Source organism: Streptomyces sp. NBC_00016, assembly GCF_045040885.1.
GTDB classification, from domain to species: domain Bacteria; phylum Actinomycetota; class Actinomycetes; order Streptomycetales; family Streptomycetaceae; genus Streptomyces; species Streptomyces coriariae.
Genome location: NZ_CP108304.1, coordinates 124,342 through 139,933 on the forward strand (window position 1 = coordinate 124,342; position 15,592 = coordinate 139,933).

Below are 15,592 nucleotides of genomic sequence, written 5' to 3' on the forward strand. Positions count from 1 at the left end.
GACACGGCAGGTCGCCCTCCCACGGACACGGCAGGTCGCCGTCCCACTCTTACGGCAGTTGGCCTCCCACCGTGACGGCAGGCCGGCTCGCACGTCAGGCGAGGCCGCGGCCTGCGCAGACCAGGCGGGCGACTTCGCGGAGTTTGACGTTGTTCTCCTGCGAGTAGCGGCGCAGCACGTCGAAGGCCTGTTCCTCGGTGATGTGGTGGCGGCCCATGAGGATGCCCATGGCCTCGCCGATGGCGTGCCGGGTGGCGATGGCCTGTTCCATCTGGGCGTGGGTGCGGGCGCTGGAGAGAGCGACCGCGGCGTGGGAGGCGAGCAGCCAGCCGGCCGTCTCACTGGCCTCGGTGAACGCGCCGGGTTTGCGGGAGTAGAGGTTCAGCGCGCCGAGGTTCTCGTCCTCGGTGAACAGCAGGAAGCCCATCATGCTGCCCACGCCGAGCGAGTGGGCCCTGGGGGCGTAGGCGGGCCAGCGCTGGTGCTCGCCGGTGAGGTCGGGGATGCGGAAGAGCCGTTCTCCGCGCGTGCTGCGGGCGGCGTCGAAGCAGGGTCCTTCGCCGAGCTGTTCCTGGAGGCGGTCGCTGTCGACGACGAGTTGGTCGGTGGGGGCGAGGGTCTGCACCTTCGTGGCGTGCCGTACGAGAATGCCGGCGGCGTCGCAGCCGTCGACCAGTTCGGTGGCCGAGGCGGTGATCCGCTCCAGCGTGTCGTCGACCGAATCCTGTGCCAGCAGGTCACGTGCCATCGAGGCCATCTGCTGTGCGAACCGACCCCAGTCCACTCCGACTCCTGTTCATCGCCTGTCTGGAGAAGCCTCCTACCCAGCCTTTCACGCAACCTGCACAGCGGTGGCTGTGAGTGACGCTCCTTCTGACCGGAAGGTGACCTGTCCACGGTGCCGGAAGGTCACACGGAACGCAGGTCCGTGCAGCCTCTGGCGCGGCAGGCGTCGCAGCGGCGGGGGCGCGCCGGTGACGGTGGTTCGCTACCGTGTCGGTCCATGACGGTCCTGATCATCGGGGGCAGCGGTTTCCTGGGCGCCGCGCTGATCCGGCAGGCCGCCGCCGCGGGGCGGCAGACGTCCGCGACGTTCGCGTCCCGGCCCGGCAGTGCCTCGTACGGTGTGGCCTGGCATCCGCTCGACGTCCGCGATCCCGCGCGGGTCGCCGCGGTGATCGCGGATGTGGCCCCGTCGGTCGTGGTCAACGCGTCGAGCGGCGGCGCCGACTGGTCGGTCACCGCCGACGGCGCCGTCCGCGTGGCGCTGGCCGCCGCCGGGCAGGGCTGCCGCCTGGTCCATGTCTCCAGCGACGCGGTGTTCTCCGGTGCGCGCGTCCGGTACGACGAGAGCTGCCCGCCCGATCCCGTCACTCCGTACGGTGCCGCGAAGGCCGCTGCCGAGACGGCGGTGCGGCTGCTGGTGCCGGCCGCCGCCGTCGCCCGGACCTCGCTGATCGTCGGACACGGCCGGTCCGTGCACGAGCGCTTGGTGCACGCCCTGGCCGGCGGCACCCGTGTCGGGGCCTTGTTCACCGACGACATCCGCTGCCCGGTGCATGTCGACGACCTGGCCGCCGCCCTGTGGGAGATCGCGCTGTCCGACACGGCCGGGATGTTCCACCTCGCCGGGCCGGACGCCCTGAGCCGCCACGTTCCCTGTCAAGTTCTTCTGTTCAGTCTCCTGGAGCTCCTGAGTGCGTGCTTTTGATAGACCCAGGTCAGCCCCACCCGTCACTACGAGTTCAACCTGAGTAGTCCTCGAGTTGGCCGTCCGGGACGGGGCTGCCGGTGAGGATGTCCCACTCGTCGCCGCGGTGTACTTGGACGGCGATGTGGATCGGGCCGTTGGGGCGGCTGCGGGTGCCGGGGAGCGGGGATCGGGCTGCGGAGGGTCTCGATGGCGGGCGTGAAGGGCCGGCACCGGGCGGCTCTCCTGCGCTGTCCCTGTGTGTCAGCGGACGAGCCGTCGGGCGTCCCAGACGAGGATGGAGGCGCTGCCCAGGTGCCAGGTGGCCAGGTACCGGCCGTCGGGCGAGGTCCGCACGTGGTGGTCGTCCTTGCCGCGGCGGTCCGGGGTGAACTCGCCGAGCAGTTCGCCGGTGTCGGTCCGGTGGATGCGGACGGTGTCCCCCGGGACGGCGAGCCAGCGGCCGCCGTCGCCGAGGGCGAACCGGTGCGAGCCCGGGATGTGCAGGCGCTCCCGGCCGCCGGGCAGACCCAGGATCCGGACCCCGTCCAGGGTGACGGTGGCCAGCCAGCTGCCGTCGGGGGCGAAGGCCAGGCGGTAGACGGACCCCGGTGACGTGGGGAGTTCGGCCCGCAGTTTGCCGGAGACGGGGTCCCACAGCTGGATCCGCCCGCTCTGTTCGCCGACGGCGACGGTCCGGCCGTCCGGGGAGCAGGCCATGGCGGTGACGAGGGTGCGGTCGTCCGACTCCTTCCCGAGCCGTCTGATCGCGTAGGTCGTGCTGTCGATGACCGCGGGGCGGGGCCGGGTGTCGGTGGCGACCCAGGCACCGCCTGGGTCGAGGGCGAGTTGGGTGGTCCAGCCGTCGACCGACCGCAGGCGCCGGCCGGTGGCGGCGTCCCACCAGCGGGCGGCGTCGTAGTCCCCGGTGATGACCCGGCTGCCGTCCGGCGTGATCGCGCACACCTCGTGGATCCCCTCGGTCGGGCCCAGGACGTGCCGCACGCTCCGGTCGGCGACGTCGTGGATCCGGCTGGCCTTGTGGCCCGAGGCCGTCACCAGCCAGCTGCCGTCCGCCGCCAGGGCGACGTCCTTGACATACGACGGGGACGGCAGCACGCCCACCAGGGCTGACGTCAGGTCGGTGGCGACGCGACCCGGGGCCTCCTCCCGCAGCTCCTGCCGGAGGAGGTCGGCCTCCGCCCGCAGGACGGCCTCGCCGGCCAGGGCGTCTAGCAGCAGCCCTGCCCGGAGAACCGGGTCCGGGCAGGCGCGGTGCTCCAGGCGGTGGGCGACGCGGTCCACGGCCCGGCGGGCCGCGTCGATCTCGGGAGTGTCGAACATCTCCAGGTCCGCGCGGAGTGCGGCCACGCCGCAGACCCTGACCTTCGCGGCCTGCCAGCGGGGGTTTTGCACCAGTCGTACGGCGGCGGCGCGGTCGTGGGCGGCGATGTGCCAGGGCAGGTGGTGCCAGAGGTAGGTCTCGGCGACCGGCAGCTGCCACCAGTGGCCGCCCTCCGGCGGCAGGGTGACGGCCCGGGCAAGGACGCGGCGGTGCCCGGCGCGGATCTCCTCCGGGGTGCGGTGGGAGGAGATGAGGGCGTGCAGCCGTCCGGGGAACGTGATCCGCCGCAGTCCGTCGCCGCCCCGGGGCAGGGCGACGAGTCCCCGGCGTTCCATCATCGGCAGGACGGTCAGGGCGGGGCGCTCCGGCGTGACGTCCTCCCAGCCGACGGCCAGGTCCGACAGCAGGATTTCGACGTCCGGGGGGAGGGCGGTGAGCGCCAGGACCTCGTCCCGGAAGATGTGGAGGTCGGCCAGCGCCTCCCCCTCCGGGCCGCCACCCCACTCCGCCGCCCGGGCGGCCGCTGCGGCAGCTTGGGCCCGTTCGTACCGTTTCCCGCGCCGCAACCAGTCCATGTGCCGCCCCTCCCTACCCGACTGACGGACAGTCAATCAGAGCCTCTGCCGGCAACCCCGCGGGGGTGAGACCGCGCAAGCCGACGTCCGACCACAGACCCCAGGTCCGCGGCGTCAGCCACGACACCCGCGAGCTGACCGAGTCCGCAGCCCGGTCCCCTCGCCGCGACACATCCACCGGCATCGGACGCACCTGCCCCCACCGGAACAGCTTCGTGAAGGCCGCCTCCTCCCGGTCCCACTTCGCCCCGCTGATCCGCTCCGGGTTCTCCGGCGCCACACATCGCCAGTGCCGATAGTCACGAAGATCCCGTTCGGTGGCCCTTCGCCACGGAACCCCACGCGAGGACAAGAACTCGAGCAGCAACCGCGTATCCGTCGCGTAGTTGCGCTTCGACTCCCGTTCGAGCGTGCTGAATTCCCTCGAGCGGACGTAGTGCATCAGGTCCGCGTCGACCATCCCATCGGGCCTGATGAACACCGGATCGCCTGGCCGCAGCCCGATCCGTGCCACTGCCTCCGGCAGGTCCTGTACCCCCAGGACGCCGTCAGCTGGCAGCGCTCTCCACCGTCCCGAATCCGGGACCCACACCACATGCCACGTGCCCACCAGCCGCCTCCCCTGACGCTTGAACACAAGCAATCATCAGGGAAGCCACGATCTCGGTGTGCTGATCGCCCGGCGCGACGGCCTCGACGGCGAGCGGCTGCCCGCCGGACGACGGGCCGCGTCCGGTCTGCCCGGGGCCCTCGACGTACGGCTCGACAGCGGCGCGACGCAGGAGCGGCTGCGTACCAGGCTGCGCGGCGCGCGCGAGTTCCTTGACTGAGGTTCCCGCGCTGCGGCCGCGACGGCCGGCTGCCGCGCGAGGTCGCACGGGCTGCCGGGGCGCCGGGGCCCGACGCCGGCATGACCCAGACGGCCGGCCCGGCCCCACCCTGGTCCCGCCGCACCACTGTCGGCACCCCTCGTTACAGTGCTGACCACCTCACCCTGCCGCGCCCCACCGAGGGGCCTGGAAAGGATGTCCCCGCATGTCCATGTGGCTCGCCCTCGTAAAAATCGACCCCGCGCTGCTGGCCGCCCTCCAGGAGCGTCCGGAGTCGGTCGGCGCCCTGTTCTTCGAGGACGACGTCCCGGAGCCCCTCGTTTCCGGCGTGGACCCGACCGCGGACTCCTTCCACTACGACTACCGCCTGCTGTCGGACATGGCCGAAGGCCGGTCCGAAGCCGAGAAGGGCACCCCGAAGTGGCAGACGGCGTACCCCTGGCTGGCGCGGGCCACGGGCGAGAACTGCTCCGCCATCGAGGGGTCCGACTTCGGCTACGGTCCCGCGCACTTCCTGACCCCGCACGAGGTCGGGCAGGTCGCGGCGGGGCTGGCCGGCGAGCACTGGACGCACCGGGCCTCAGCCGCCCACTGGAACGCCGAGGCCGAGGAGCGGGACTTCGACGACCTCGTCCCGTTCTTCGCCAAGGCGGCAGCCGAAGGCAAGGCGATACTCGGCGGCGTGCACTAGCGGCGGCGGACCTGCCACGGACGAAACTCACTCACAGCCAGTTCTCCCGCGCGGCGTGCAGTTCCCCGACCGCCCGCACCGTTCGAACACCCGGCGCCGCCCCGGCCGCCCCGGCCTGGTCACCACCCCACAACGCCCCGGCCCGTCGGCCTGCCGGTGACGCCTCAGCTGCGCAGGGCAGGCGTCCTCAGGACACGCGACGCCCCCACGTCCCCCGCCGGATCGGCCGAAAGACCGCAGTGTTCGATTCCTTGCGCCGACCCGGGCCGGCTCGCCGACAGACCTGGGCAACTGAACCGACTGTGCGGCCCGTTGCGGGGCTACCGCCGTCTCGGCTATTCTGCCGCAACCAACTTCCCTTCACGGAGGACCAGTTGCAGCAGATCTCCCAACGGTGGAGCAGCACGACGCGTCTGCGCGTCTAGCTGCCTTCCGTAGCCGTGGTCCGACACCGGTCACTCAGGTGACGTGTGTCCGGATCCGGTAAGGGTTGATCCACAACTGGGAGGTTCTTCATGGCGGCGACCACTCCGCTCCAGCAGCAGGCCTGCAACCACCGTGCCCTGGAAGTCGTGTCCGTTCTTCTGCTGTCGACCGTCGTCGCCCTGAGCGCAGCGGTCATCACCGTCGCGCAGGGAGCCGGTGTGAGCACGGTCCTCACCACCAGCGCGAGCGTCTTCCTCGGCGTGTTCACCGTCGGCCTGACCGCCATCACCTACGTCAAGCACGGCAGCTGACCCCGCGGACAGGGGAGGCCGCAGACGGCCTCCCCCGGTCCCGAGCCGCTGTGCCAGCCACGTTCCCTCAGCCACTCCCTCCGGCCGGACCGAACACCCAGCCCCTCGGGCCTCCGTGAGGACGTGGCCGCGTGACCAACCCGGAAGGCCGGACGCCTCGGCGACCTGCTGGTCGCTCAGTCCGGCCACGAGGCTTCCAGTGTCCGATGCGCTGCGAACACAGCTGCGACGGGAGGTTGCATGAGCCTGCGTCCTACAGGGCCGGGATCTGGTTGTGGACTGCCGGGGCCTGGGCAGCGAGTGCCCTGAGTGGTTCATCGCTCAGCCGGCATACCGTCCACTCGTTCAGCAGCTCCACGCCGAGTGACGTGTAGAAGTCGATCGTCGGTTCGTTCCAGGCCAGGACCCACCACTCGAAGCGCTCGTAGCCGTTCTTTTGACAGACCGCGGCCAGGGAGGCGAGCAGAGCCTTGCCGTGTCCTCCGCCTCGGGCGTGCGACCGCACGTAGAGGTCCTCCAGGTGCATGCCGCGCGTGCCGGTCCAGGTCGAGAAGCGGGGGAACCACAGGGCATAGCCCACGGTCTGCCCCGTCTCGTCGTCCTCGGCGATCAGTGCGAATGCAGCGGGATGTTCTCCGAACAGCGCGTCGCGGAGCTGTTCCTCGGTCGTTCGGGCCTGCTCAGCGGCCCGTTCGTACTCAGCGAGTTCACGGATCATCGCGCGGATCTCCGCGATGTCGTCCACAGTGGCGGCCCGGATCATGCCGGAGATCATCGGCCACCGTACCGAGCCGTGTCCATCCGATTCCGCGCCCGCTCCTGATCAGTCCTGCACCACGCTCGCCGCGGTCACATTCTCGATCACGCGGCCGAGTTTGGTCTTGGCCCGGGTCAGGTCCCGGATACGTGCGGCGATGCGGTCGCGTTCGGTGATGAGCTGGTCGAGCATGGCGGGGGTCGCGACGCCGGTGCTCACGCACGGCAGGAGTTCGACGACGGTACGGCTGGAGAGGCCGGCCGCGAAGAGGTCCTGGATGAGCTGGACCCGCTCCAGGGCTTCGTCGGGATAGTCACGCTGCCCACCGGGCGTCCGGGCCGATTCCAGGAGGCGCTGTTCCTCGTAGTAGCGCAGGGCTCGCACGCTGACCCCTGACCGCCTGGCGAGCTGTCCGATGCGCATGACGCAGGTCACTCTCTTCCCGCTCGTACCTCGTGTTGACGTCAGATTTAAGCTAGCAATACCGGCTCCGGGGTCGATCGAACCATTGCCGGTGCTGAGATTGATCATGCCCCGGCGGCGGACCTGAGGGCGTTCACGCGGTTCAAGTGTGCACGGCAGGCCTCGCGTCGTGCCGTGATCGCCGAGCTCGCCAGAGGTCACATGAGTGTAGATCTTGGCGGGCGGCGTGCCCTCTGACCGTGCGCCAGGTGTTGCCAGTGACGCTTGCTGTTCTCCGTAGCAGCGCAGATCCCTCACGCTCACCCCGCCCGCTCGGCAACCTCACCGATCCGCGTCTGCCCTCCTCGTGGCCGGGCGCAGTTGCGCTTGCCGACTTGCACCTCACGTCAACGTCAGGTCGTAGCGTGACGGACGTCGGATGAACACGTCATTCCGGCCCGTCAAAGTAAGGCAGACCATTATGCGCGCAGCCCGGTTCCACGAATACGGCGGAGCGGAGAGCCTGGTGATCGAGCAGGCCCCCGACCCCCACCCCGGACCCGGTGAGATTCGTGTCCGCGTCGCGGCGGCCAGCGTCAATCCCATCGACTGGAAGCTGCGCTCCGGCGCCCTGCACCAGATCCTCCCCCTGGATCTGCCCGACATTCCCGGGCGCGACGGCGCCGGTGTGGTCGACGAGATCGGCGACGGGGTGCAGGGGGTGAGCATCGGCGACCGGGTCTTCGGACTGGGCGGTGTCACCGGGGCGACCGCAGAGCTGCTCATCCTCTCCGCCTGGGCGCACACCCCCGCCACATGGAACGACGAGCAGGCCGCTGGTGCCGGTCTTGCGTCAGTGACCGCGATAGGTGGACTGAACGCGCTCGGCCCCCTCGCGGGGCGCACCCTCCTCGTCGAGGGTGCTGCCGGAGGCGTGGGCAGCGCGGCGGTCGAGATCGCCGTGGCACAAGGTGCTGCCACCGTGATCGGGACGGCCAGCGAACGCAACCACGAGTTCCTCACCTCTCTCGGCGCCGTTCCCACCACCTACGGCCCTGGCCTCGCACAGCGCCTCACCGCCCTCGCTCCGCACGGCGTCGACATGGTGCTCGACACCGCGGCCTCCGGCTCCCTGGACGACCTCGTCGCGATCGCGGGCGACCCGAAGTGCGTCGCGACGGTCGCCGACCACGCGGGCGGGCAGCGCCTGGGCACGCATGTGGTCAACGCGGTGAACGACTCCGCCCTGCTGTCTGCGGCGGCGGAACTGGGCGGGCAAGGCCGCTACACACCCCGCATCGAACAGACCTACCCCCTGGAACGGATCGCCGACGCCCACGCGCACGCCGAGCGCGGACGCACCCGCGGAAAGATCGTGATCTGTATCTGAACAGGCCGATCTGCGTCTGAACAGGCCCACGGGGCAGGGAACTCGCGACGTGCGGGCCTGCGTGGAGAGCGTGCCCTCGATCGGTACCGGATCGGGTGCGGGTCGCGGGCCCGGCAGTAGGGTGAGAGGGTGACCGCTCTGCCGGACGACCGGCCGCCGCTGATCGGCGAAGAGGACCGTGACACGGCCGTGCGGCGCCTGCGGGAGGCGTACGCCGAAGGCCACCTCTCGCACGAGGATCTGGACGAACGCCTGCACCGGGTGCTGACCGTCACCACGCACGGCGAGCTCGTGTCGGCGCTGGCCTCGCTGCCGGAGGAGAACGCGGGCACCACGTCCACGATCGCCGCGGCCGGCGGGCGGATCAGGCGCAGCGGGGCATGGCGGGTACCGCGGTTCCTCAAGGTCGAGTCCGCTTTCGGAAGCGTACGTCTGGACCTGTCCCGGGCGGTCTTCGAGCATCCGGTGGTCGACATCGAGCTGCAGCTCGGCACCGGCCGGGCGAAGATCACGGTGCCGCGCGACGCGATCGTCGAGTACGAGGATCTGCACACCGGGTGGAAGGACACGCGGTACCGGGCCCCGCGCAGTTCCCGCGGCGGCGGGCCGAGGATCCGGATCTCCGGGGCCATGGGGTTCGGACGGCTGAAGATCCGTCACGCACGGCGTTGAGGTTCCGTCACGCACGGCGTTGAGGTTCCGTCGGGCGTCAGGTCTGTGCCGGCGCGACGCCCGTGCCGCCCTTACGGGGACGGGCGTCGGCCGGTGTCCGTCGCGGAGTCGGGCGTGGCGTGCACGGGCAGGAGCCGGGGGCGTTTCGCGGTGCGGGCGTCGCCGGAGGACCGGCCGCGCAGACGGCGTCCGAGCCAGGGGCCGAGGTGTGCGGCCGCCCAGCGCAGTTCGGCTCCTGCGGCCTGCCGGCGCGAGGGGACCGTCCGTGGCGGGAGGGGGAGCGTCCAGGCGTCGTCGCTTCCGGGCAGGTGGACGGCCTGGGCGAGGGCCGCGGCGATCCGTTCGTGGCCGAGGGCGCTTGCGTGCAGCCGGTCCGCGGTCCACATCCGTGGGTCGGTGGTGGCGGCCTGCCGGCCGGTTTCGGCGACCGCGACGCCGTGACGGGCGGCCGCGGCGCGGATGCGGGTATTGAGGTCGGCCACGCGGGACCTGAGGGGCCGGGCGAGGGGCGCGATCTTCGCGAGGTCGGGGAAGGTCAGTGTCACCACATGGGTCCCGGCATCGGTGAGCGCGGCGAACATCTCTTCCAGGTGCCCGGCCGTCTCCGCGGCGTCGTACCGCGGCCGGAGCAGGTCGTTGACCCCGGCGACGACGGTGGCCAGGTCGGGGCGCAGGGCCAGGGCAGGTCCCAGCTGTTCCGTGCGGACCTGGCCGGCGGTACGTCCGCGTACGGCCAGATTGGCGTATTGGAGGCCGGGGTCGAGGGCTGCGAGGTGCTCGGCGAACCGGTCGGCGAAGCCGCGCAGGCCGACGGTGTCGTCGCCGTCGCCCAGTCCTTCGGTCTGGCTGTCGCCCAGGGCGACGTAGCGCAGGTATGCACCGCTCGGCATGAGTCGTCCGCCTTTCGCGCAGGACGGCTGCGATCCGCAGGCACCGGTCCCGGTCCCGGTGGCCCTCTTCGTCCGCATGGCCGCGCAGTTGACGCGGCTCCTTGCCTCGTCCGCCGCTCAGCATACTCAATAAAATGACTAGTCATATCCTTGGGTGTCGGGAGAGGTCAGGAGACCGCTGAGCGCTTGCGCGCCGCCGGGGAGAAGGGCCGGCTCGCCGCACGGGACCGCCCGTTCCCCGCGGGCCCGCGCCTGTACAGCCCCGGTGAAGTCCGGGCGCCCTTCGGGGACAAGCCCGTCACCGCAGGTGTCGTGGTGGGTTCCGGAGCGGTTTCCGGGGCGTGCGGAATTCTGTTTCCGTGCAGCGCACAGGCTGCCGGACTTTCCGGGCAGGTCCCGGATTTGCGTGGGGCGAGGTCCCGTTCTGCCGGGCCGCGAGAACGTGCCAGGGGGTTCCTGCCGGTAACAGGAACCCCCTGCGTTTCCCCGGTGGGTCGTGCTGCCGAGCCCAGGAAGACAGGACAGTTCCTACGGGGGTGCGGCCGGGCCGCTGTCATCCAGCTCATCACCGAACCGCCTCCGCCGCACGATCGTTCGCGTCTTCGGGAGCCTTCGGAAGGGGCGCCGGGGTTTCGGAACGCCGTACACGCAGGTCACAGCGGTGCGGGTCGAGGCGGAGGGGATTGCGCCGCGGCCGGGCGCGCCAGTGGCGGCGGTGGCGGCGGCAAGAAGCCGGTCAGCATGCGGCACGGACCGAAGAATTCAGAAATAGATCGGAATACCCGTCAGCCGGTAACGGAAAAGCGGAATCCTGATGCGGCAGGAGCCTCCTCGGCCTCTTGAGTTCCGCTCGCGCAACAGCCCTGCCGCGGAACATCCTCGCATTTTCAGGACCGGGGAATCCAGAACGTCTCGTGGCCCGGCCGGTAACCGGACACGGGGTGCTCCGTGCGGCGTCCGTGACGCCGCGCCCAGGAAGACAGGAATTCGTTCATGCTGCATCGGTACAGCCCCCGCCGCCGGTCCCCGGCCGGCGCGCCCGGCATCGTCACGGCCGTCGGCGCGGTCGCCGCGGGAGGTGTGTGATGACGTGGGACCAGGTGCCCGGCAGGCGGCAGGCGGAGCACGAGACCGTTCCGCCGCGGATCGGCGGCCAGCAGCAGTTCCGTGAGGAACTGACGCGACTGCGCACCGGGCTCGGGGTGTCGCTCGCCCAGCTCGAGCAGGCCAGCCAGCGGCAGGGCAAGCGGCTGCCGCCGGCCACCGTCTCCAATGTGCTGTCGCGGGACCGGCTGCCGGAGTGGGAGTTCGTCGCCGATTTCCTGGCCGCGTGCGGTCTGGACGAGGCGCGGCGCGGGCCCTGGCAGCAGGCCTGGCGGGAGCTGGCCGCGGTGTCCGCGACCCAGGTTTCCGTCCCGGCACCGGCACCGGCACCGGCCCCTGCCCCTGTTCCGGCTCCGGCTGGGGCTCCGGTTGGGGCTGTTGGGGCTGGGGCTGGGGCTGGGGCCCCCGGTGGTTCGGAAGCCGCAGCCGCTTCTCCTCCCCCGGCCGGGTCCTCTCCCCCGGACCCTCCCCCGGTGTCTTCGCCGCCTCCGACAGCGCCCCCCGGCAAGCAGCCGGACAAGTCCCCGGACGACATCCCGCCCGCCGGCGGCCGCCGGTGGAAGGCGTGGCGGGCCCGCCTGGCGGGGCACCGCGCCGCCGTGGCGGTCTGCGCCGCCCTCGCGCTCGCGGCGGCCGCCGGCGTGTACGCCGTCGACGAGCACCACAAGAGCGAACGGCAGGAGCAGCAGCGCAGACAGGAGCAGCAGCGGCAGGACACGTACCGCAAGGAGCACTGCGGGACCATGAACCCGGCGCTGGTGACCCGGGCCGGCGGGGAGTGCACGGGAGTGACCGACGGCCTCGACCGCTCCGATGTGTTCGGTTCCGCCCTGGAGCCCGTGCTGACGGCCATCGGCGCGGAGAACCACCGGGCGACCCGCGACGGCCACTACGTCACCATCGCGTTCCTGGCGCCGCTGACCTCGGTGGGCAGCGCGGGCAAGGCCAAGGATCTGACGCTCGACCAGTTCGTCGGGGAGGTCGAGGGCGCCTACACGGCCGTCGAACGGGCCAACGCCGACGACGGCCCGCTGAAGATCCGTCTGGTGCTGGCCAACATGGGCAGCGGCGAACTGCACTGGAAAAGGGCCGTCGACACGCTGACCGGGCTGGCCGAGGCCGACAACCTGGTCGCGGTCACCGGGATGGGGCTGAGCCAGCAGGAGTCCGTCGACGCCGCCCGCACGCTCGGCGCCAAGGACATCCCCATGGTCGCCGACCTCATCACCGCCGACGGCTTCGACACCACCGGCATCATCGACAGTGCGAAGAACGCACCGAGACGCATCAACGGGCTGGTCCGCGTCACCCTGACCAACGCGGCCCAGCTGGGGGCGCTCGGCAAAGAACTGGACGGCGACACGCGCACCGCCGCGCTGGTGCGCACCGCCAAGACCCCCAACGGCACCGACGACTTCTACACCGACTCCCTCTACGAGGACTTCCGCACCGTCGACGGGCTGAAGAAGCACCTCGACCCCGCGGCGGACGACTTCATCTTCGACCCCCGCGGCGGAGTGGCGTCGATCCTGGGCGCCATCGGCCAGAACCTGTGCGGCACCGGGCGTCCCGTCGACACCGTGTACTTCGCGGCCCGGGAGAAGTACCTGCCCGACTTCCTCCAGGCGCTCAGCCGGCGCAGCTGCCACCGCCGGCCCATCACCGTCGTCTCCGGATCCGACACCGCGGCCCTGGACCCCAAGACCCTCGCCGCCCTGAACCAGGACGGCGAGGCCCCCATCGCCGTGCTGTACGCCTCCCTGCCCACCGCCGCGCAGCTGCGCGGCCCCGGCAACAGCGACCACAACCTGTACGAGCAGTTCCTCGACGCGTTCGGCGGCGACCACCACGGGCAGAAGTTCCCCGCCGCCCACGCCACCCGCGGCTACTGGCCCGTCCTGGCCCACGACGCCGTCCTCACCGCCGTCACCGCCATCCGCAACGCCACCACCCCCACCACCGCCCGCCCCAACCGGTACGCCGTCCTCAACCACCTCTACGCCCTCACCGACGGCGCCGTCCCCGCCGCCACCGGGCGCTTCGGCATCGACCCCACCGGGAACCGCACCAAGGTCCCCATCACCATCCACCGGCTCGGCGCCACCGTCTGAACCCCTGACGTCCTGAGCCCGGCCCCGGGCATCCCGGCCGTGTCGCCGGGGGGGTGCCCGCCGTCGTACGGGTATCCCGGCCTCGTCCATGACAGCCGGGCCGCTGCGCCCGGTGTGGGACGCGCTGTCCGGAAGAACCCGGAGACAGGGGCAATCCGTCTCGCCGTCCGCTGCGGATTACCCAGGGCGCGGGTTCGTCATGAGCCGCGCGTGAGCACCCGCCGGGAACGAGGGATACGGGTACCGGCGGTGGGCTCCCGGGCCCTCGTGCACGGCGGTGCGCGAGGGCCCGGTCCACGCCCGGCCGCGTCCTGGCCCCGTCCTCGCGCCGCCGGCACCGCGGGGGCCGCCCGGAGAACCGGGGTGCGGTGCCGGGCCGGGCGGCCGCTCTCCCGGCAGGTGCCCTCCGGTTCCTCATGCCTCGGCGCGGGTCCCGGCAGGTGCGCCGCGGCCGCGGTTTCCGCACCGTGCGCGGCGAGGGTCTCGTGCGGGCGGGGGTGAGCGCGGTGCGCGTCGCCTCGGCCGCGGCCCGGTGGGAACCGGACGTCTTCACCGATGCCGGTCGCGCCGCGCTGGACCGGGCCTTCTTCGGACGGGTGCGGGCGTTCGTCTGTCGCCTTGTCACCCGCGCCGCCGGGTCGGTGCCGTTCCTGCTGCGGTTCGTGTCCGGCGGGAGGGCGCTCGGCGGGCCGTGTCCGGGGCCCGGCCCGGGATGCGGCCGCGGTGTCGGAGGGCCTGCAGGGTCGCCTGGGCGGGGGCCGGGGGCGGGGCCTGGCGGCCGGGCCCCCGCCGCAGGAGGCCGGCGGGGTGTCAGTTCGCGGAGCGGACGCGGTCGTGTGCCGCGGCGGTCATCTGGTAGTAGGTCGCGAGTTTGTAGTACTCCTCGCTGGGCGACAGCGCGCCCGCGTAGACGAGTACCCGCTCGCCCTCGTACGCGTGCGGGGCGCTCCGCGCGAATTTCTCCAGCTTCGGCTCGATCCGGGCGGGCAGTGCCACCGGGTCCGTGGTCCTCGTGGAGAAGCTGATCCGCTCGATCTTCGAGGAGTCCCAGCCGAAGGTGGGGTACAGGGCCGATGAGGTCTCGATGAATTCCAGCAGTTGCGCGCTCGGCTCGGGGAGGCCGAATTCGCTGAGCATGGAGAGGACCGCTGTGCGCTGTACGTGTTCGGCGGAGAGGCCGTTGAAGTACACGTTCCATGTGCGGCGCGCGTAGTCGATCGCGATGGCCGAGATCTTGTCGTCCAGGCCGTAGGCGGCGAACGAGGTCACGTGCTCGGACAGGCCGCTGGGCATGGAGGGGATGTCGGCGAGCTCCGCCACGCTCTGCAGGTCGCCGAGCGGGAAGAAGGCGTAGGTCTTGTGGAAGCCGCTGGTGATTCCGTGGTCGACGCCGTACGCCTGGAGGGGGAATCGCGCCTGGATGTCCGAGAAGAGGGCGCGGATGGGGTGGTCGGTTTCGTCGACCAGGCCGTGTGAGAGGGCGAGCTGGTAGGGGTCGCCGGCGCTGGGGGGCAGCGTGAAGTCGAAGGAGAGGTCTCCTATGCGGCCGCCGCTGGTCACCATGTTGAAGACGATGGCGCCGTCGGTGAGGACATCCTCGAATGCGGTCAGGGTGGGCCACATCTGCTCACGGGAGCAGGCTATGTCCAACAGGTCGGCCGCTTCTTCCACGGCTGAGTACACACGTTGGATGTTGGCTTTTCCAGACATCAATCCCCCAGATGTCGACATGAAACCTTTGCTTATTGCTCGTGGCGCACAGCATGGGTCGTCTGTCTTGGCCAGGACTGGAGGGTGAGTTGGCGCCGGCTTGGCGGCCCGGAGCCGGTGTCCTGCCAGGTGGTCAGGGGCGGCCGTGGGCGGTGCGGGACCGGGCGTCAGTCCTGCCGTTCGGGGGTGTGGACGATCAGGCCGTCCATCGCTTCGGTCACCTTCAGCCGGCAGCTGAGGCGGCTGGTGGGGCGGCGGGGGCAGACGGTGTAGTCGAGCAACCGGTCCTCGTCGGGCTGCCGGGGGTCCAGTGTGCCGACGGCGGTGTCGTCGACGTAGACGTGGCAGGTCGCGCACTGGGCGTTGCCGCCGCACTGGGCGACGATCCCTTCGATGTCGTTGAAGACGGCGCCGCGCATGACGCTGGTGCCGACGGGGACGTCGACGGTCCGCTCGGTGCCGCCGGCGGAGATGTACGTGATCTTGGGCATGGGGACTCCTCGGGGAGCGCTTGACCATGCGTGGGCGTGTGCTCAAAGGTCGGTCAAGCGGCCGATGAAAAAGGGTGGAGTACCGCTGGAGACGGGGCGGGGACGCGACACCTCGTCCACTCGGCTCCGCGCGGCGGCCGTCGGGACACGCGATGCCCGAGCCGTGGAAAGTGAGCGAAAACGGACCGTAGCAGAGG

14 protein-coding genes and 1 pseudogene are annotated in these 15,592 nt (G+C 71.4%); 7 read left to right on the forward strand and 8 right to left on the reverse strand.

The features are described 5' to 3' along the window. Positions 1-94: 94 nt before the first annotated feature. Positions 95-784 carry a GAF and ANTAR domain-containing protein gene (locus OG933_RS00600; protein WP_405624780.1) on the reverse strand — a complete coding sequence of 230 codons (690 nt, stop codon included), beginning with the start codon at positions 782-784 and terminating at the stop codon, positions 95-97. A gap of 219 nt (positions 785-1,003) precedes the next feature. Between OG933_RS00600 and OG933_RS00605 the strand changes: the two genes are divergently transcribed. Further along, positions 1,004-1,711: an SDR family oxidoreductase gene (locus OG933_RS00605; RefSeq protein ID WP_405624781.1), complete on the forward strand. Its 708-nt coding sequence runs from the start codon at positions 1,004-1,006 to the stop codon at positions 1,709-1,711. 243 nt (positions 1,712-1,954) lie between these two features. On the opposite strand, the gene OG933_RS00610 is transcribed toward OG933_RS00605, so the two are convergent. Then, positions 1,955-3,610, reverse strand: coding sequence for a WD40 repeat domain-containing protein (locus OG933_RS00610; protein ID WP_405624782.1), 1,656 nt, complete (start codon positions 3,608-3,610; stop codon positions 1,955-1,957). 13 nt (positions 3,611-3,623) lie between these two features. Continuing rightward, the gene (locus OG933_RS00615) at positions 3,624-4,247 is read right to left on the reverse strand and encodes a hypothetical protein (RefSeq protein ID WP_405624783.1); all 624 of its coding nucleotides are present in this window, start codon (positions 4,245-4,247) and stop codon (positions 3,624-3,626) included. Positions 4,248-4,266: 19 nt separating this feature from the next. Between OG933_RS00615 and OG933_RS00620 the strand changes: the two are divergent. From OG933_RS00620 to OG933_RS00630, 3 genes and pseudogenes are all read left to right on the forward strand, one after another. Continuing rightward, a pseudogene (locus OG933_RS00620) lies at positions 4,267-4,440 on the forward strand (dTDP-4-dehydrorhamnose reductase); the annotation flags it as partial. A 205-nt stretch (positions 4,441-4,645) separates the two neighbouring features. Next, the gene (locus tag OG933_RS00625) at positions 4,646-5,131 is read left to right on the forward strand and encodes a hypothetical protein (RefSeq protein WP_405624784.1); all 486 of its coding nucleotides are present in this window, start codon (positions 4,646-4,648) and stop codon (positions 5,129-5,131) included. Positions 5,132-5,646: 515 nt separating this feature from the next. Beyond that, positions 5,647-5,868, forward strand: coding sequence for a hypothetical protein (locus OG933_RS00630; RefSeq protein WP_054238908.1), 222 nt, complete (start codon positions 5,647-5,649; stop codon positions 5,866-5,868). Positions 5,869-6,121: 253 nt separating this feature from the next. Here OG933_RS00630 and OG933_RS00635 read toward each other — a convergent pair whose 3' ends face one another. Next, the gene (locus OG933_RS00635; protein WP_405624785.1) at positions 6,122-6,631 is read right to left on the reverse strand and encodes a GNAT family N-acetyltransferase; all 510 of its coding nucleotides are present in this window, start codon (positions 6,629-6,631) and stop codon (positions 6,122-6,124) included. A gap of 60 nt (positions 6,632-6,691) precedes the next feature. Continuing rightward, positions 6,692-7,048, reverse strand: a complete 357-nt coding sequence (locus tag OG933_RS00640; protein ID WP_362276691.1) for a MerR family transcriptional regulator — start codon at positions 7,046-7,048, stop codon at positions 6,692-6,694. Between the two features lie 460 nt (positions 7,049-7,508). Between OG933_RS00640 and OG933_RS00645 the strand changes: the two genes are divergently transcribed. Then, complete coding sequence (locus OG933_RS00645) at positions 7,509-8,417, forward strand: NADP-dependent oxidoreductase (protein ID WP_405624786.1); 909 nt, start codon at positions 7,509-7,511, stop codon at positions 8,415-8,417. 129 nt (positions 8,418-8,546) lie between these two features. Then, positions 8,547-9,089, forward strand: a complete 543-nt coding sequence (locus tag OG933_RS00650; RefSeq protein WP_405624787.1) for a DUF1707 domain-containing protein — start codon at positions 8,547-8,549, stop codon at positions 9,087-9,089. Positions 9,090-9,160: 71 nt separating this feature from the next. On the opposite strand, the gene OG933_RS00655 is transcribed toward OG933_RS00650, so the two are convergent. After that, entirely contained in the window at positions 9,161-9,979 is an 819-nt protein-coding gene (locus tag OG933_RS00655) for an SGNH/GDSL hydrolase family protein (protein WP_405624788.1), read from the reverse strand. 1,085 nt (positions 9,980-11,064) lie between these two features. Here OG933_RS00655 and OG933_RS00660 point away from each other — a divergent pair. Continuing rightward, positions 11,065-13,194: a helix-turn-helix domain-containing protein gene (locus tag OG933_RS00660; RefSeq protein WP_405624789.1), complete on the forward strand. Its 2,130-nt coding sequence runs from the start codon at positions 11,065-11,067 to the stop codon at positions 13,192-13,194. Between the two features lie 810 nt (positions 13,195-14,004). On the opposite strand, the gene OG933_RS00665 is transcribed toward OG933_RS00660, so the two are convergent. After that, positions 14,005-14,877 carry an aromatic prenyltransferase gene (locus tag OG933_RS00665; protein ID WP_405624790.1) on the reverse strand — a complete coding sequence of 291 codons (873 nt, stop codon included), beginning with the start codon at positions 14,875-14,877 and terminating at the stop codon, positions 14,005-14,007. A gap of 194 nt (positions 14,878-15,071) precedes the next feature. Further along, positions 15,072-15,395 (reverse strand): 2Fe-2S iron-sulfur cluster-binding protein, encoded by a 324-nt coding sequence (locus OG933_RS00670; RefSeq protein ID WP_405624791.1) that lies wholly within the window; start codon positions 15,393-15,395, stop codon positions 15,072-15,074. Positions 15,396-15,592: the final 197 nt, after the last annotated feature.